Origin of the sequence: Mycobacterium sp. BK086, from assembly GCA_004362315.1 — a bacterium.
In the GTDB taxonomy this organism is placed as follows: Bacteria; Actinomycetota; Actinomycetes; order Mycobacteriales; family Mycobacteriaceae; genus Mycobacterium.
Window position 1 is genome coordinate 1,257,840 of the sequence record SNWL01000003.1, and the last position, 16,731, is coordinate 1,274,570.

At 63.1% G+C, this 16,731-nt stretch carries 19 protein-coding genes and 1 tRNA gene; 9 read left to right on the plus strand and 11 right to left on the minus strand.

Translation table 11 applies throughout. The features are described from left to right. Positions 1-22: 22 nt before the first annotated feature. Positions 23-1,180 carry an MCE family protein gene (locus EV580_RS06095; RefSeq protein WP_230986017.1) on the minus strand — a complete coding sequence of 386 codons (1,158 nt, stop codon included), beginning with the start codon at positions 1,178-1,180 and terminating at the stop codon, positions 23-25. Positions 1,181-1,506: 326 nt separating this feature from the next. After that, positions 1,507-2,154 (minus strand): TetR/AcrR family transcriptional regulator, encoded by a 648-nt coding sequence (locus EV580_RS06100; RefSeq protein ID WP_036339721.1) that lies wholly within the window; start codon positions 2,152-2,154, stop codon positions 1,507-1,509. Between the two features lie 254 nt (positions 2,155-2,408). On the opposite strand from EV580_RS06100, the gene EV580_RS06105 reads away from it, so the two are divergent. From EV580_RS06105 to EV580_RS06115, 4 genes are all read left to right on the plus strand, one after another. Further along, the gene (locus EV580_RS06105; RefSeq protein WP_047333248.1) at positions 2,409-2,930 is read left to right on the plus strand and encodes a PaaI family thioesterase; all 522 of its coding nucleotides are present in this window, start codon (positions 2,409-2,411) and stop codon (positions 2,928-2,930) included. Between the two features lie 112 nt (positions 2,931-3,042). Continuing rightward, complete coding sequence (locus EV580_RS34175; RefSeq protein WP_225509265.1) at positions 3,043-3,354, plus strand: TetR/AcrR family transcriptional regulator; 312 nt, start codon at positions 3,043-3,045, stop codon at positions 3,352-3,354. Further along, complete coding sequence (locus EV580_RS34180) at positions 3,290-3,574, plus strand: hypothetical protein (protein ID WP_225509175.1); 285 nt, start codon at positions 3,290-3,292, stop codon at positions 3,572-3,574. The genes EV580_RS34175 and EV580_RS34180 overlap by 65 nt, the downstream gene beginning before the upstream one ends. A 165-nt stretch (positions 3,575-3,739) precedes the next feature. Continuing rightward, a complete protein-coding gene (locus tag EV580_RS06115; protein WP_036339723.1) occupies positions 3,740-4,282 on the plus strand; it encodes an HD domain-containing protein in 543 nt (180 codons plus the stop codon). Between the two features lie 16 nt (positions 4,283-4,298). Here EV580_RS06115 and EV580_RS06120 read toward each other — a convergent pair whose 3' ends face one another. Together EV580_RS06120 and EV580_RS06125 are read right to left on the minus strand one after the other, a co-directional pair. Then, on the minus strand, positions 4,299-4,769 hold the full coding sequence (locus EV580_RS06120) for an NUDIX hydrolase (protein WP_036339726.1): 471 nt from the start codon (positions 4,767-4,769) through the stop codon (positions 4,299-4,301). A gap of 20 nt (positions 4,770-4,789) precedes the next feature. Beyond that, positions 4,790-5,509, minus strand: coding sequence for a helix-turn-helix domain-containing protein (locus tag EV580_RS06125; RefSeq protein WP_047329669.1), 720 nt, complete (start codon positions 5,507-5,509; stop codon positions 4,790-4,792). A gap of 243 nt (positions 5,510-5,752) precedes the next feature. Between EV580_RS06125 and EV580_RS06130 the strand changes: the two genes are divergently transcribed. The 5 genes from EV580_RS06130 to EV580_RS06150 all read left to right on the plus strand — a co-directional run bounded on the left by EV580_RS06130 (position 5,753) and on the right by EV580_RS06150 (position 10,761). Next, complete coding sequence (locus EV580_RS06130; protein ID WP_036339731.1) at positions 5,753-6,136, plus strand: hypothetical protein; 384 nt, start codon at positions 5,753-5,755, stop codon at positions 6,134-6,136. A 12-nt stretch (positions 6,137-6,148) separates the two neighbouring features. Then, positions 6,149-7,675: an FtsK/SpoIIIE domain-containing protein gene (locus EV580_RS06135; RefSeq protein WP_225933664.1), complete on the plus strand. Its 1,527-nt coding sequence runs from the start codon at positions 6,149-6,151 to the stop codon at positions 7,673-7,675. Positions 7,676-7,755: 80 nt separating this feature from the next. Then, positions 7,756-9,153, plus strand: coding sequence for a replication initiator (locus EV580_RS06140; protein WP_168214926.1), 1,398 nt, complete (start codon positions 7,756-7,758; stop codon positions 9,151-9,153). A 151-nt stretch (positions 9,154-9,304) separates the two neighbouring features. Next, positions 9,305-9,496: an excisionase family DNA-binding protein gene (locus tag EV580_RS34465; protein ID WP_036339733.1), complete on the plus strand. Its 192-nt coding sequence runs from the start codon at positions 9,305-9,307 to the stop codon at positions 9,494-9,496. Continuing rightward, a complete protein-coding gene (locus EV580_RS06150) occupies positions 9,496-10,761 on the plus strand; it encodes a tyrosine-type recombinase/integrase (protein ID WP_036345900.1) in 1,266 nt (421 codons plus the stop codon). Before EV580_RS34465 ends, EV580_RS06150 begins: the two co-directional genes overlap by 1 nt. 128 nt (positions 10,762-10,889) lie before the next feature. Here the strand turns inward: EV580_RS06150 and EV580_RS06155 are convergent, their stop codons facing one another. The 7 genes from EV580_RS06155 to pgm form a co-directional block, all read right to left on the minus strand. Continuing rightward, positions 10,890-11,360 carry a hypothetical protein gene (locus EV580_RS06155; protein WP_125477408.1) on the minus strand — a complete coding sequence of 157 codons (471 nt, stop codon included), beginning with the start codon at positions 11,358-11,360 and terminating at the stop codon, positions 10,890-10,892. Then, entirely contained in the window at positions 11,264-11,650 is a 387-nt protein-coding gene (locus EV580_RS34470; RefSeq protein ID WP_036339737.1) for an ATP-binding protein, read from the minus strand. Before EV580_RS34470 ends, EV580_RS06155 begins: the two co-directional genes overlap by 97 nt. Continuing rightward, entirely contained in the window at positions 11,634-12,185 is a 552-nt protein-coding gene (locus EV580_RS06165) for an ABC-three component system middle component 2 (protein ID WP_051659897.1), read from the minus strand. Before EV580_RS06165 ends, EV580_RS34470 begins: the two co-directional genes overlap by 17 nt. Continuing rightward, complete coding sequence (locus tag EV580_RS06170; protein WP_051659898.1) at positions 12,178-13,176, minus strand: ABC-three component system protein; 999 nt, start codon at positions 13,174-13,176, stop codon at positions 12,178-12,180. The genes EV580_RS06165 and EV580_RS06170 overlap by 8 nt, the downstream gene beginning before the upstream one ends. Before the next feature lie 497 nt (positions 13,177-13,673). Beyond that, positions 13,674-13,749: transfer RNA gene (locus EV580_RS06175), tRNA-Ala, on the minus strand. Between the two features lie 52 nt (positions 13,750-13,801). Then, complete coding sequence (locus EV580_RS06180) at positions 13,802-15,064, minus strand: MFS transporter (protein WP_133690183.1); 1,263 nt, start codon at positions 15,062-15,064, stop codon at positions 13,802-13,804. Continuing rightward, a complete protein-coding gene (gene pgm / locus EV580_RS06185; protein ID WP_133690184.1) occupies positions 15,061-16,695 on the minus strand; it encodes a phosphoglucomutase (alpha-D-glucose-1,6-bisphosphate-dependent) in 1,635 nt (544 codons plus the stop codon). Before pgm ends, EV580_RS06180 begins: the two co-directional genes overlap by 4 nt. Positions 16,696-16,731 lie beyond the last annotated feature (36 nt).

Below are 16,731 nucleotides of genomic sequence, written 5' to 3' on the forward strand. Positions count from 1 at the left end.
TGGGTCCGCAGGCCTGCTCGTCCTAGGGATTGATGGTGTTTTCACCGACCTGGCGTCCCCACACATATTCGGTAAGCAATGGCTGCCCGAGTTCGAGGTGGTTGTAGGGAGCCAGTGATGCGCCGGTGTCGGCTACCAGGTAAGGGGCGGGCCAGAAATCCTTGGTGACTGTCTGCCAACATCCAGGGGCGCCGCCCGGGCCGCCTCGCGCATTGGAACGGGGCAGGTTATCCGGATAGACGTACGGATTCGGCGCACCGGTGAGCCCGATACGGAAGTCGATCGAGTAGCCGTTGCCGCCTGCGGATTCAACAGTCTGCGGCAGGATCGCAGCATAATTTCTTATGCTGCACAGGAATTCGGGACTGTAGGTGTTCAAGGTGCCGGTGGTCGTCACCAGGTCAGCCAGACCTCGCACCAGGTAGGGACTTCCCCGCCCCACGATGTCAGCGCCAGCGTTGCCGAAGCCCGCGGCAGCCAGCAGCGCCGCATCGAGATCGGCTCGCTGCTCATTGACGGTGCCTGCCGTGGTCGCTGCATTGTTGAGGAATTTCCAGAAATCGGGTGAGGATTGGGCATAGACGTCGGCGAGGTCGGTAAGGCGTTTGATGTCTTCGCGGATCTGCGGCATTTCAGGGTTGATGTCGTCGAGGACAGCATTGCCCGCGATGATTGATCGGCCGAAGTCGAGGCCGTGCCCGTCCAGTGCCTCGGCGGTGGCCGCAAGAGTCAGGTTGAGTTTGACGGGATCGACTTTCTGCGCGATCGACATCAAGGTTTCGAACAGGGTGTTGAATTCGGTCGTCACGTGCGAGACGTCGATCACCTGCGAGCTCGACACGCGCGCAGATGCCGGTCTCGACGGGCTACGGAAGGCTACATACTTGTTGCCGAATACCGTGCTGGCCTTGATCTCGGCGGTCACGTTGGCCGGGATCAGCTCGATGTACTTTGGAGCGACGTCCAGGGACAGTTTCGCCTTGGTGGTGTCATCTTGCTGGATCGCGCGCACCGCGGCGACCCGGCCGATTTCGACGCCGTTGTAGGTCACTTTTGCCCCGGGCTCCATGACCAGCCCAGCGCGATCCGACACCAGGGTCAAGTGCATGGCCGGAGTGAACTCACCGTGAAATTGCAGGTAGACCGTCGATACCACTACTACGACCAGGGCCAGCGCCACGGTCCCGGCCGTTCGTAACGGTGGATGGTGCCGCCAGTGATTCAGCGTGCGACCAACAGCGGCGCGATTCGACGAACGACTCACGCGGACAGGGGTTTTCATATGACGGGCTCACTGGATCGTGGTCGACTGAACCTCATAAGTGTACCTATAGTAGCACAACGCTACATAGCGTTTTGAAACTGTTAGTAGCGTTTTCTCAGCGCGGCTGGCGGATGGCGATGACGCAGGGTCACCAGGAAGTTTCAGCCAGGCCCAGTGCGAGCCGCCCGGTCCCAGCGACGACAAGCCGCAGGCGAACCGCCGGCGCACCTACCAATTCGCCGTCACGCCTCGGTTCGGGTGCGTGAGTGTGCGGCCAGAAAGTCGTCGACGATGCGGACGCACTGGTCACGGCTGATGGTGCAGAGTCCGGTCATGCGTGCGAAGACCAGCGGACCGACGAGCTGGCACTCAGCCAATTCGAGGTCGAATTCGTCAAGTTCTTCGCGAGCCTGGTCGCTCGACAGGATTTCGTCGAACGGTTTGCGGTATTGCTCGACGACCCTAGAACGCAGGCTGCCAGCCGGGCTGTCCTCATCTGCGGTGCCGTCAGCAGCAGGATCGGTGGGCCCAAGGGCGACCCAAGCCAGCGTGGTGACCTGGATCGGGGCATCGGCAAAGAGTGCGGCCTGCCGGCTGAGGATTTCAATCAGCCTCTGCCGCAGCGACCCCTCGTCGGGTGTCGGTGTAGTGACGTGCGGCAGCAGGCGCTCGAATGTGGCCGCCAGCAACTGTGATGAGCTTGCGAAATGCCGATAGAGGGTGGTGCGAGCCACCTTGGAGGCTTTGGTCACCGCGTCGATCGTGACGGCTTCGATTCCCCCGGTGGTGAGGAGTGCCGCCGCCGCGTCGAGCAGTCGGTTACGCGACCTGATCCGGCGGGGGTCGATGTCATCATCGTCGTCTGCGTATGCCGCCGGTTGAGTGCTCACTGCGTTGTCCCTTCGGAAAATGGGACCTGCGGGCGGCGTTTCCAGCAGGCGTCAAGGTATGGTACCAAGAGTAGCGTAGCGAAACTGTTCGTAGGTTTGTCCGCGGTTACGGAGAACACCCTGGTCGGTAGGCATGGCCGTCGTGTCTACGCGGGAGGGTCTTGGTGCGTCCAGAAGCTGCCAAACGAAGGCTCGTTGCAGTTGCGGTGCGGGCCCGACGATATCGCGAATCAGTGCGAAACAAGGGGATGACGATGGGTGACACAGCACATCCGGGGCCATATCTACTGCCTCCGCATACCTCGACGTGTACCGGGTGCGGGCCCGCGAATTCGCATGGATTGCAGCTGGTTGTCTATCGCGACGGTGACGAGGTCTACAGCGATGTGACGTTCGATGAGCGCCATATCGGCGCCCCAGGACTGGCGCACGGCGGCGCAGTAGCGACAGCCTGTGACGACGTACTGGGCTTCACGTTGTGGGTGGCCGGCACGCCCGCGGTGACACGCAGTCTGACAGTGGAGTATCTGCGACCTGTCCCGTTGCACGAACCGCACAGGATTACTGCCCAGATCACCGGCCGCCAAGGACGTGCTCTTCACGTCAGCGGAACGGGAGTCAGTCACGATGGCATCACCCGGTTCACCGCCAGCGCAGTCTTCGTGACGGTGGGTGTCGATCATTTCGCTGCGCACGGCGACGTGAGCGGATTCGAGGACCTGTTTGATCGGCTAGCCGGCGCGCTTCACCAACCAATTGGTGATCACAGCGTCTGAGCGTGGCGTTGGCAGCATGGCTTCGAAGTTGAGGCAGCATCGCCCCGATAGGGCGGCCGACCTTGGCGGTGTCGACACGTACCGCCGTAACAGTGCAGTAGATGCCGCGATGATGCTGGCAGTTAGCGGCGGTTACGAGGCTGTGCACGTTCGCGCGGTGGCCGCGCAGGTCGGAATCGGCGTCAGCACGCTGTACCGGTACTTCCCCTCCAAGATCCACCTCTTGGTGTCGGCGTTGACCCGCGAGTTCCAAGAGTTTGGAAACAGCCGCGATTGGACCGTCACCGCGTCGACACCGCGCGAACGCCTTCGCTTGCTCGTCGACTGCCTGCACACCGAATGGCAACCAAGACCCGCGCTTGACCGAGGCGGTGACGCGCGCCTTCGTCCTCGCCGACCACACCGCCGCCGCAGCCACCGATGAAGCGATCGACGTCATTGAAGGTCTGCTGGCAAGGACTTTGAGCGGCGGCGAGCCCACGGTCAGAGACCAGCGACTAGCGGGGCTGATCGCTGATGTGTGGCTTGCCAATTTGGCGGCGTTCAGCAGTGGGCGAATATCGGGTGAAGTCGCTCGGGATCGAATCGATAGGGCCATCGACCGCTTTGTGGACGCCACTCATGGCGATCCCGAAGTGGGCTGAGAACCTGTTCTTGATAACAGTAGAGAAAGTTCTCACAGCCTCGATCCGATAGGCATTTTTCGGTCCGTGGTGGCGGACGGGAGCGCCAGCGGACGGGAGCCGCCGCGGCGTGGATCTTTCGCCCAAATCGCGTCGGTGCTGTGTCGGGCACATTCGTAGACTTGCATCGTGGTGACGGACGCGGCACGTGCACGGGCGATCGCCGAGGAGCGACTGGCCGATCTGCCGCATCGGTGGGCCCATGTCTGCGGAGTCGCGGCGACGGCGGAGCGATTGGTCGTCGGCTTGGGCGCCATGGATGCCGACGCGGTGGTGGCTGCCGCGTGGCTTCACGATGTTGGCTATGCGCCGTCAGTTCGATCGACTGGTTTCCACCCCGTCGACGGCGCAGTGTTCGTCCGCGACGAGGGCTTTCCCGCAGTGGTGGTCTCGCTGGTGGCCTATCACACGGGCGCGGTGTTCGAGGCGCGGGAGCGCGGCCTCTTAGACGCGCTGGCCGAGTTCACGGCACCTCCGTCGTTGTTACTAGACGTGCTGACGTGCGCGGACTTGACCACTGGCCCGCAGGGCTCGCCTGTGCGAGCTGAAGATCGAGTCACGGAGATCCTGTCGCGTTACCCCGATGGGGATCCTGTGCATCGTGCGATCGAGCGGGCGGCGCCGAGCCTGTTGGCGGCGGCAGCACGAGTTAGTGCCTCCGCCGGCTAGAGACGACCTTGCCGGGCTACCCGAGGTATGGGCTGTCGCGGCGTTGAAGGTAGTGCTGAATGCGCAGCCGCATCGAGGGGTGGACGTCCAAAGATGCAAGTTCGCCTGGTGACGTCCAGGCGATGTCGGTGCTTTCCGAGTCGACTCGCAACTGTCCACCGAGCAGCCGGGTGGTGAAGCACAGCGAGAACTGTTGACGGACTTCACCGTCGGCGTAGGCCATAACGTGGCGAGGATTGGTGTAGACGCCGATGAGTCCGCTGATCTCGACGTCGAGACCGGTTTCCTCTTTCACTTCACGAACCGCCGCGTCGACGATGGATTCGCCCAATTCCATTGCGCCACCCGGCAATGCCCAAAGGTTATTGTCGCGGCGGCGAATTAGCACGATGCGATCATGTGAATCGGTGACGACGGCGGTAGTGGAGGGCACCACACTGTTTGCGGCTGGCGCGTGGGGATCGTTGTAGTAGTCGGTCCGGGCCATACGGTTCTCCAATCGGCAGGTCAGGCGTGCGTGGGTAATGGTTGGGCGGTGTTCCACACCCGTTCGAAAGAGAGTTGGTGATCGCGCCACAGCTCGGGCGCGTCGTCACGTCGAATAAAGAGGACGGGATTGTCGCTGGCGGGAGCACCGTATAGGTGCGGGTTGGCAATCAGGGTGTTGTCCGCGCGGAACATCGACGTGTACAGCGGTGTGGCGTGTGTGCGCACCTCCAAGCCTGGGGCGTCGGCGAGTGAAGCCAATCGTGCGAGTGTGATCTGGCAGCGAGCTGCTAGAACTGAGCCAATCGTCTCCTCTTCCCCGCGTTGGCTTACCGCAGCGCAATCGGGATCACCCACGATGAAGCGAATGGCGACTCCGCGTTCGGCCGCGACTGCGAGCGTTGAGCAGAACCTGGGAATGCCGTCGAAGAGGAAGGTGCCCCCGTAGACCAGGATGTCGATCTGCTCGGCGGCGCCGCCGAACAGTTGGGTCCACACGGCGACAGGGACGTCCGCGCGGCTTCGGTACACACTGACCGCGACCGTGCCGGTACCAGGTGGGCGCAGGGTGGGAAAGATGTCTGGCCACAGCGTCTGCGGATCACAGCCCAGTGCGTCGGCGGTGGCGCGCGCGTTGACCGCCTGGGGCAGTGATTCACCCCTGACCCAGCGGCCCACCGTCTTGACGTCGACACCGGCGGCTGTTGCGAGTCTGGCTTCGCTGAAACCCTTTTCACTCATTCGCGTCGTCAGTGCGTGGTTAGGAACAGGTAGCTTCTCGATCTGCTCATGCTAGGAGCGCGGTGCCAGCGTTAGCGACGCCCAAAGCACAAAAGTTGGCGCGCGATTGTCGTCCGAGTGTCCGCGTTGTCCAGGCGTCTGTCCGCTTTGTCTAACTGATGCCCTGGGAATGTCCGAGTTGTCCGCCTGAACTGGTGGTCGCGGCCGAGCGGTCGCGAGAAAACAGCAGGAAGGACAGTTGGAATGAAACTACGTATTAACACCGGCGGTGTGTCATTTGTGTGCACGCGGGCACCCGAACAGCGGATCGCGTTTGACACCGGCCAGCCGAAGCTGGATCGCGAGACGGGTCTGCCGCTGTGGCAGGTCCAGGTGATGGCGCTGGACTCCACGGGCGGCGACGTCATCACCGTGACGGTTGCCGGCGACCCGAATGTGACGGTCGGGCAGCCGATCCACATCGAGGGCTTGGTTGCCCTGCCGTGGAGCCAGGACAGTCGCAGCGGAGTCGCGTTCCGCGCTGAAGCGATCCGCGCTTCAGGTGCACCACTGGCGGGAGTCGTTGCCGCACCTCGGAATGCGTCACCGAGCGGCGTACCCGGCGGCACGAGCAAGCCGGCCGCCTGACCCTTTCGTCGAGTGGGCGCAGCACCGCAACACCAAGAGACGGTGGTGCTGCGCCCGCTCGGCCGAAGCCTCTCCTTACCCCGATCCCGCAAGCCTGCCGGAAGGTCTGCCATGCCTGGCCACCCACGAGCTCACCGCTCCAACCGCTCTCTTCCGAACCACTCGGACTCCGATGACATTGCCCTCCGTGCAGCCACGGCGCTTGGCAAAGCGACTGCTGCGCTGGTATGGGCGTCGGTGTTGTTTCCGATGATCAGCATTCCGGCCATCACAAGCGTCTGGATGGCCGTCACTTGCGGTCCCTTGGTCGGCCTCTTGGCGGCGATCTGGTCGGCTCTCGCATTGTTCAGCTGGTTTCTGTTATCCCCCCAAACGTTCCGTCAGTGGGTGACGGTACGTCTGCGGGTCCAGTGGCGCACATGGGGTATCTATCGAGGCCGATGGGCCACGGTCTGCACGCTGTGTGGCCTGACCGCCGGTCTCGACGGTCACGTCATGGTGCCGATTCTGCGTTCGGTGACGATCGGTGTCACGAGCGACGTTCTCGAGGTACGCATCCTCACGGGCCAGTCGTTGGCCGACTGGCAATCCCGAGGTGACGCGTTAGCCGAAGCGCTGAGCGCCCAGCGGGTGACCATTCGCTCGACCCGACCGGGCTCGATCCGCATCACCGCCCATCACGGCGATCCGCTGACGACACCCATCCAACTTCCTCGTCCGGCCAGGGGCACCACACCGGACCTGTCCCGCCTGTGGGTGGGGCTCACCGAGGCCGGTGAGCGTTGGCGCCTACCGCTACTGGGACAGCACATCTTGGTCGCAGGCGCGACCGGCTCGGGCAAGGGCTCGGTGCTTTGGTCAATCATTGCCGCCGTCGGCCCCGCCGTGCGGGCGGGCTGCGCACGCCTCGTCGTCGTAGATCCCAAGGGAGGGATGGAGTTCGGGCGCGGACAAGTGTTGTTCACCTCGCTCGCCCATGACAACGGTGAACAGACACTCGCTGCGCTGCGGGCGGTTGTCGCGGTGATGCAGAAACGTGCGCAACGGCTGCGGGGGAAGACTCGGCTTCACACTCCGAGTGTCTCCGCACCACTGATTGTATTGATTATCGACGAAATCGCCTCGCTGACTGCCTATCTCGGGGACCGCAGAACACGCGCCGAGGTTGAGCAGCTGCTGGGGCTGCTGCTGTCCCAGGGCCGCGCAGTCGGTATCTCGGTGGTCGCCGCGGTACAGGACCCGTCTAAAGATGTTTTGCCCATCCGGCAGCTCTTCTCCATCCGGGTCGGGCTGCGCATGAGTGAAGCCACCCAGACCGCGATGGTGCTCGGAGCCGCCGCCCGAGAAGCCGGCGCCTTGTGTGATGGAATCTCCACCGGTACTCCCGGTGTCGGTTACGTCTGCACTGACGGCAACGCTGAACCGTTGCGAGTTCGGGCCTTCCACGTCACCGATTCCGCCATTGATGATCTCGTCGCTCGCTTTGCCCCCACAAGAGCGCATCCTCGGACCGCCGAGACTGAAGGTCGCCAGTCGTGACCACTGCTGCGCTGGGCATTGCGGTTTCGACACTGCCAGGCCTTCCGGCCGGTACCGACACCATCGGCGTGGTGGCGCAGATGGTGCGTCGCGCCGCCTCCCGCGACTTCGAGACCTGGTGGAATAAAGCGGAGAATGCTGGGTTCTGTGCGAATCCGATCCGTCTGACAGGAACCGACAGCTTCGGTCGCGAGCTTCGGGTGTGGACCCGATGCAACAACCGACGCGCTGTCGCCTGCCCGTCCTGCTCTGATCTCTATGCCCGCGATACCTGGCAACTCGTACACGCCGGCGTGCACGGTGGCCATCACGATCTGCCGCCCACAGTCGCCGAACACCCTCAGGTGTTCGTCACGCTGACCGCGCCCAGTTTCGGGGCCGTGCACACCACACGCGATGACGGCCAGCGAGGCCAGGCTCGGCGGTGCCACGACCGGGGCCGGAATGCCCACCAACGTTGCCAGCACGGGAGACCCCTGTGGTGCAGCTCCATCCACCACGAGGGCGATGCTCATGTCGGTCAGCCGCTCTGCGAGGACTGTTACGACTACATGGGGCATGTCCTGTTCGCCTGGCATGCCCCTGAACTGTGGCGGCGCTTCACCATCGCCCTGCGCCGGCTGTTGCGTAGACGCTTACGCGCGCTCGGCGAATCCCCCACCGCTGCCCGAATCAATTTCGTGAAGGTGACCGAGATGCAACGTCGGGCGATCCCGCACTTCCACGCCGTAATCCGCCTCGACGAGCCGCCACAGCCGGGCCAAGCCCCAACACCACCCAAGTCCTCAATCACAGCCACCGACCTGGCCCTCCTAATCCATCAGGCCGCAAGCGGCGTCGCACTCACTGTCGCCGCCCCAGCACACGGCGCTGAAATCAGTAGCCGTGTAATACAGTTCGGCACTCAGACGGATGCGCGGCCATTGCGGTCGGACAGTAGTGACTGCGGCGGGGCAACACCTCGCCAGTCGCGTCGGTCGGTCCCGGCCTACCTGGCCAAGTACGTGACCAAATCCGTCGCCGACTTCGGCGTTGGGGTCCGACGGATGTCACCGCTCGCCGTTCCCGATTTAGACGTCCCCACACATATCCGGGCGATTCTGACCACAATTCTCGATCTAGCCGATCATGGCGCCTACTCGGAGATAGACCGCTGGCTGCACACTCTCGGCTTTCGTGGGCATATCACCACCAAATCCCGGCTGTTCTCCACCACGATGAGTGCGCTGCGCGAGCATCGAGCTGAGTGGACTCGGGAGCAACGCCACCGCTCAGACCTCGCGACCGACGAACATGATCGGGCGCTTCACGGTGCCGAAGAAGAAGTGGAATGGACATTCGATCGAGCCGGGCTGGGCAATCTCGGTGAACGCACTTTGGTCGTGTCTGCGGCGCACCGAATGATCGAACATCGCCACATCGTCCGTGCGAATCGCTGGACGCACGATCAATCCTCGCCACCAGACTGGTCGACATGACTACGCCCGTATTCGATCGCGAGAAGACCGGTCCCGGGACCCTGCGAATAGCTGAAATTGCCTCGCCCGCAGCACAACCCGTATGTGTTACTTCACCCCCACAAGCCGTACGCCGGCATTCCGAATTACTTCCACACGGAGAGGAAAACGGATGCATACTGAATTCAGTGCTGAGCTGATCACCGTGCAGGCCGCGGCGGATCGTCTCGCAGTCAGTCGATGGATGGTGTACCGGCTGATCTGGGACGGACGTGTCAGATCGGTACAGATCGGTAGGTGCCGGCGGATCGTGCGGCAGTCTTTCGACGACTACCTATCCGGCTTGATTGAAGGAGCCGCGTGATGGCTGCAGGTGGGAAAGCACGTCGCAACGCGAACGGCCAGGGCGGCGTGTACCGACGAGGTGATGGGCGCTGGGAGGCGAAAGTCTTCGTCGACACGCCGGACGGACGACGGAAGCGCATCAGCGTCTACGGCGATAGTGAGCGTGCCGCCTTGGACGAACTCGGCAAGGTTCTCGATCAACAGCGACGCGGCATACCCACTGCAACAACGACGTTGACGGTCGCTGAGTACATGACCTACTGGCTAGAGCACATTGCGGAGCCTAGCGTTCGGCGCACGACGTATGCGACCTATGAGGGCGACGTGCGCCTGCACATCATCCCGGGAATTGGCAATCGGAAGCTGAAGTCACTGCAGGCCTCGCATATTCGCGCATGGCTGACCGGATTGCAGACCCGATGCCAATGCTGCGCCCAAGGGAAGGACGCAGCGCGAGGGCGCAAGTCGCAGGCACGGTGCTGCGCTCTCGTGCCTGCCAAGTGCTGCAACGACGCGTTGTCTGCCAGCTCGATTCGCCACATTCTGCGCGTTTTGCGGGCTGCTCTGCAGGATGCGGTCGACGAAGAGATGTTAAGCCGCAACGTCGCCCGACTCGTTCAGTTGCGCGTGACCGATGACCGGAAGGTGCGCTCTTTCACGCGGGCTGAGGCGATGCGCTTTCTCAAGACCGCTGAGACGACGCGACTTTATGCACTGTGGGCAGTCGCGCTGTCGATGGGACTCCGTCGTGGTGAGGCGCTCGGGCTGCAATGGTCCGACGTCGATCTAGACGCTGAGCGGATTACAATCAGGCGAGCGTTGCACCGCGTGGACGGCCAGCTGAAGCTTGAGAACGTCAAAACTGAAGGATCCGTCGCAGTTCTGCCAGTACCTCGGACGCTTGTGCCGATTCTGACTAACCACCGCCGGCGCCAGCTGGAGGAGCGCCTGGCCGCCGGATCAACGTGGCGCGACACGGGACTGGTTTTCACGACCCCTAAGGGCGGCGCGTTGGAGCCGCGCAACGTCAACCGAATGTTCCACAGCCTGTGCGCGAAGGCGGAGGTGCCGCAACTTCGCGTCCACGACCTCCGACACTCGTGCGCCACCCTGCTCTTCACAATGGGAGTTCAGCCGGCGACGGTTCAGAAGATTCTGCGCCACAGCTCAATCACGGTGACGACGGGAACCTATGTCGAGGTCATCGAAGCCGTTCAACGGGATGCTTTGGACTCGATGGGCTCACTGTTCGCCTCCAACAGCCTCGGCGACGAAACCGGGTAGCGTTCGCCTGATGGAATTCAGCGGATACGTTCAGCTTCGAGTCCGTACAAGTCGACCGCAACGACGCGCGATCGAGTGCCGCAAGCCGACGATGACGTTGCCGTTGTCGAAATATCAAAGGTCTCTGGTTACGACGGCAACGGCTGAGACGGAAAAAAGCCGAATCGGCCTTCCCCCGCAACGCCTGTGAAAAATACGTCGGTTGACTCCTTCCGGAGTCCAGATGGTGGATCCATGTTCTCCATGATGATGACCTGCCCACCAACCGACTGCTGAATGTCGTCGTAGAACCGCGCAGCAATGCCGATGTCGAGAACCTCACGATCGACGGCTTCGCCAGGCTTCGGTGGGCGATAGGTCACCAATGGTGAATCCAGAACGACAAATCCAGGGTGTGGAAGATCATTTTCAAAGCAATACTGAGCAAGGCCAATGGTGAAGGCGGAGTGGAGGATTGCGCGAACGCCTTTACCGTGAGCAGAGCGTAATTGATCGCCCGCTATCAGATCCTGCTCATCCCGGTCATAACGGACCTCATCACCATCAGGGACCTGCCACGCGGAAAGCCTCTCACCGATCGCTTTAGAGAAGCGCCGCACAGTACTCCCTCCAGCAAGCCAAAACTGCCGCCCTCGACCCCCCTGGTGAGCGTGACGTCTTCACCAGTCGGCGTCCGAATTCCCAATAGGACTGTGCTGTAGCCCGCGCGCTGCGGAATCTCCCGAAGAGTGGAACCACGAAGCATGAAGTCAATGGCGTCGACAATGAACGACTTCCCTGTGTCAGAGGGACCATGGATGACAGTCGTTCGTGGCCCGAAATCAACCGTCGCTGGAGCCTTGCCGGGCCCCACGAAAGTCAGATGCGTCAGGCTAATGCGGTTTGCCATTGTTCCCGTCCGTATCGGGCCAGTGAAATTCTTCGGACCAGGAATCGAATATCGCCTTTGTCTGCCGTCGCAGATTCGCTTCGTCCAGATCGGGAAAACTTCCCAACACCCATCCGACACGATCGCGCAAGCGATGTGAGTACGACGAGCCCAAGACTCCCACGAAGTGCAGGGCGCCGTCGCCGGCAAGAAACCGCACCCCGTTCATTCCAACCGCAATCTCGGCGAGATGCAGCCTCAGCAGAAGACCAATTCCTGCCTCGATAGATTCACGCTTGGCCGCAATCTCGCCTGCACGGATCGGCAGAGCCGGATGCAGACTTTCAGGGCCACCGACGTCCCTGCTGTGGAGCACGAAGTGATCAAGCAGGACAAGCTGATTCAGGTCGAGTTCAGCTGGGAAGGCCTGGGTCAAGATCATCAACACGCGGATGCCGACCTCCAAAGGGCCGTTCAGCGGCGATTCATTGATGCTTTGCGGCCTCCGACGGTCGCCCGCTGGACCGTTCGGTGCCCGATTGTCGTAGTCATTCATTGCGCGACATCCATTGAATCCGATCGACGTTCGCCAGCTGGTGGCACATGCCCTGTCGATCATCGATCTCGACCACCGAAATCAGACGATGCCGACTCAGATCCAGCTGTCCAACTAGCGAAAGCACACTCGTCAAACGTCTCAGGCCCGTGGCGTGGTGGTCCTCGACTACATCGATAACACCCGAATGAATGTCATCCTGCAATCGCTCAAAAGTCCCCGGCGGCACTGAATCCCGCGCGTACACTCGTAGCGCCTCCGCCTTGTAGAAGTTCTCGCGGTGGCGGCGAAAGCGTTCGCCCACTCTGGGATTTGATGCCACTGATTCGGGTTGGAGGCTTTCCTCGGGGTGTGCTTCGGCGTAAACATCAACCAGTTGTTGTACGTATCTCCGTTCGTGTGTCGCCAAGTCACCGGGAGCTGGCACATGAGCGGGTCGCGGCTGAAGCGCTGTGGCGAATCGGTCGCTGTACCAACAAGTTGTCTTATGCAGTTCAAGCACATCAGTCAGCTCGACGGATCGGAACATCGAGAAATCCGTGACCGACGCCAGTTCCTGAACCGAAGAGACGAGGTCCGACTCAAGGCCCCTCGCGAGGGTGCTGTCGTCGTCGGCCAAGTGGTCGAGGAACTTTTTCCTCAACTTCTGCGGGCTGCTGAGCATCCGACCGCAGTTTGTACTGCAACCGCGGGGAGCCAAGATCTGGTAGCTGTCCGGCAGAACGCACTCTCCGACAACAGTTGCCACGAAGATCTTCAGAATCTCGGGAAGTATGTCTCCTAGGGCGAGAGGTTCTGCATAGTGCTTGCACTGGAAACAGTCCCAAGCACCTTCTAGGCCGTTTGCAGTCTTGAACGCCGCAATGTCCGCGCCCCTGTCACCGGCTCCACCGAACCGCTTGACCTGAACGTAGCCGGATCTCAGGGCATGCACCCATTCAAGGATGAATAGTTCCCATTGGACGTCGTCGTACAGGGAAATGCGTGCCATGGGCGATATTGGTGGCCCGGACAGCGCGACACCAGTCTCTCCATGTAGGGGTTCTGGTATGTCGCGAAGACCACTAGAGGGACCCCCAGGAGCCTGGCTATCTCCGCTCTGAGCTGCGTTCAACCGACTCTTGCCTCCCGGCGGTCAGGATACGACAAGTCGTAGGATCGCCAGCCGAGACACGACATGCCCCGGCCGGGAGGCTCACGGTTCGCGAGCAGGCATCATGCTGCAGCGTGACGGAAATTCGACGATCGGAGCGGGGACGCTGACCGCCGCTGGTTGGTTGGGACCAATGGCATGGCCATCACCCCGCCACACCGCAGGGGCCGTCACGCCGCAGGGGCGGACTGTGTTGACCGACAGCGCCGTGGCGGCCATCCGGGAGCTGATGAGAAGGGGGCGATGCGCTCCTGCTCACGGCTGAGATGAACCGAACTGTCGTCAGAACTGTCGTCAAACGACCTTCTGAGCACTCAATCGAGTGCTGTTTTGCCTGGTGGAGCTAAGGGGATTCGAACCCCTGACCCCCACACTGCCAGTGTGGTGCGCTACCAGCTGCGCCATAGCCCCAGGTGTGCCCACCGAAGTTACACCACCGGCACGTGCGCTTCAAAATCGCTGGTCAGGGCAGCTCGCCAGCGGCCTCCGGACCTAGCGGACGCGGCGGGGTGTGCTCCAACGGCGGGGCATCCCGCGTTTCGGGTGCCAGCAGCCATCCGACCGAGGCCAGGACGAGGATCGCGCCGCTGATCGCGAACGCCGACTCGAACGAGAAGTGCTGGGCGATCTCCCCCACCCCGAGAGACCCCACGATCGACCCCAGGTCGGACATCATCTGGAACGTCGCCACCGCCGTCCCGCCGCGCGCCTTGCCGATGATGTCGGCCACCGCGGCCTGCTGGGGCGAGGTGAACACCCCGGTGCCGGCGCCTGCGATGAACGCACCGACGAGAAAGATCGGCAGTGACGTCGCCGCTCCGACCACCGCCGTCGTCAGCCCGGACGCCGCCAGCCCCGCGATCAGCAGCGGGCGGCGGCCGGTCCGGTCGCTCAGCCGCCCTGACGGGATCACCGCCGCGACGTTGCCGGCTGCGAATGTCGCCAGTGCGGCTCCCGCAACCCCGGGTCCGCGATGCAACGCCTCAGTGATGAACAACGGCACCAGCGCGACCCGCAAGCCGAACGCCGACCATCCGGTGGCGAAGTTGGACAACAGCGCCGCCCGGTAGGCCCGGTGTTTCAGCGCCACCCGCAATGTCACCGTGAGCTCGTCGGCCGGGGCGGGTGCGGCCAGGTGCGAATGCCGCAGGCTGATGAACACCACCGCCGCGGCGATCAGTAGCGCCAGCCCGTAGATAAGGAACGGCGCGGCCAGGCCCAGCCCGGCGGTCAGGCTGCCCATCAGCGGGCCGGCCACCGAGCCGACCAGAAACGCGCTGGAGAACATGCCCGCCACGCGGCCACGGGCATCGTTGGGACTGATCCGGATCATCAGCCCCAGTGCGGAGACGAAGAACATCGTCGAGCCGATCCCGCCCAGCGCCCGGAACACCAGTAGTTGCCAGTAGGTGTGGGCGAACGCGCAGGCTCCGGTCGACAGCGCCACGATCAGCAGGCCGCTGACGTAGATGCGGCGCTCCCCCAGCCGCTGCACCAGCATGCCGGAGGCCGGGGCGAAGACCAGCCGCATCACCGCGAAGGCGGTGATCACGAACGTCGCGGCGCTGATGCTCACCCCGAAATTGCGGGCGAACTGCGGAAGCACCGGCGCAACCACGCCGTAGCCGAGGGCAATGACCGCGTTGGCGGCGATCAGCACCCAGACTTCGCGCGGAAGCTTGGCTTCGGCTTCCGAGGGACAGTCGCCCTCCGCAACAGAACTCACGAGATGACTGTATTCACCACTTCCCGAGCCGCATCCTGGACCTCCGCCAGATGCTCGGGGCCCTTGAACGACTCGGCGTAGATCTTGTAGACGTCCTCGGTGCCCGACGGCCGCGCGGCGAACCAGCCGTCGGCGGTCGTCACCTTCAGCCCACCCAGCGACGCGCCGTTACCCGGCGCGCTGGTCAGCTTGGCGGTGATCGGCTCGCCGGCCAGCTCGGTGGCGGTCACCTGCTCCGGCGACAGCTTGGCCAACCGCGCCTTCTGCTCCCGGTTGGCCGGGGCATCGACGCGGGCATAGACCGGCGCCCCGTACTTGTCGGCCAGCTCGGCGTAGCGCTGCGACGGCGACGATCCGGTGACCGCCAGGATCTCCGAGGCCAGCAGGGCCATGATGATGCCGTCTTTGTCGGTGGTCCACACCGAACCGTCGCGGCGCAGGAACGACGCTCCCGCCGACTCTTCACCACCGAAACCTATTGTGCCACTGATCAATCCGTCGACGAACCATTTGAAGCCGACCGGCACCTCGATGAGCTTGCGGCCCAGGCCGGCCACCACCCGGTCGATGATCGACGAGCTCACCGCGGTCTTACCGACCGCCACGCTGGCCGGCCAGTCCGGCCGGTGTGAGTAGAGGTAGTCGATCGCGACCGCCAGATAGTGGTTCGGGTTCATCAAACCGGCGTCGGGAGTGACGATGCCGTGCCGGTCGGAGTCGGCGTCGTTACCGGTCGCGATCTGATACGCGTCCCGGTTGGCGATCAGCGACGCCATCGCGTTCGGTGAGCTGCAGTCCATCCGGATCTTGCCGTCCGTGTCCAGCGTCATGAATCGCCACGTCGCGTCCACCAGCGGGTTGACCACGGTGAGGTCGAGGTCGTGCCGCTCGGCGATGGCCGCCCAGTAGTCCACGCTGGCCCCGCCGAGCGGGTCGGCACCGATGCGGATCTTCTGCGCGCGGATGGCATGGATGTCCACGACGTTGGGCAGGTCCGACACATAGGCGTCCATGTAGTCGTGACGCTGGGCGCTGCCCAGCGCCCGTGCCAGCGGTATCCGCTTCACATCCTTGAGGCCGCCGCGCAGAATCTCGTTGGCGCGCTTGGCAATCGCGCCGGTGGCATCGGTATCGGCCGGTCCACCGTTGGGCGGGTTGTACTTGAATCCGCCGTCGCGCGGCGGGTTGTGCGACGGGGTGACCACGATCCCGTCGGCCAAACCAGAGGTCAGCCCCCGGTTGAACGTCAGGATCGCGTGGCTGACCGCCGGGGTCGGCGTGTATCGATCAGCCGAATCGATCATGGCCACAACGTCATTGGCGGCAAGCACCTCCAGCGCCGACACCCAGGCCGGTTCGGACAGCCCGTGGGTGTCGCGGCCGATGAACAGCGGCCCGGTGGTGCCCTGCTCAGCTCGGTATTCCACAATCGCCTGTGTGGTGGCCAGGATGTGCGCCTCGTTGAAAGCCCCGTCCAGACTGGAGCCCCGATGCCCCGACGTTCCGAACACCACCTGCTGGTCGATGTTCTCCGGGTCGGGGTTCACCGTGTAGTACGCGGTGACCAGATGGGGCAGATCGACGAGGTCTTCGGGGAGCGCCGGCTGTCCGGCGCGGGGGTTAGCCGCCATGGCGCCAATTCTGCCTTCTCAAGCGGGATACTTGCT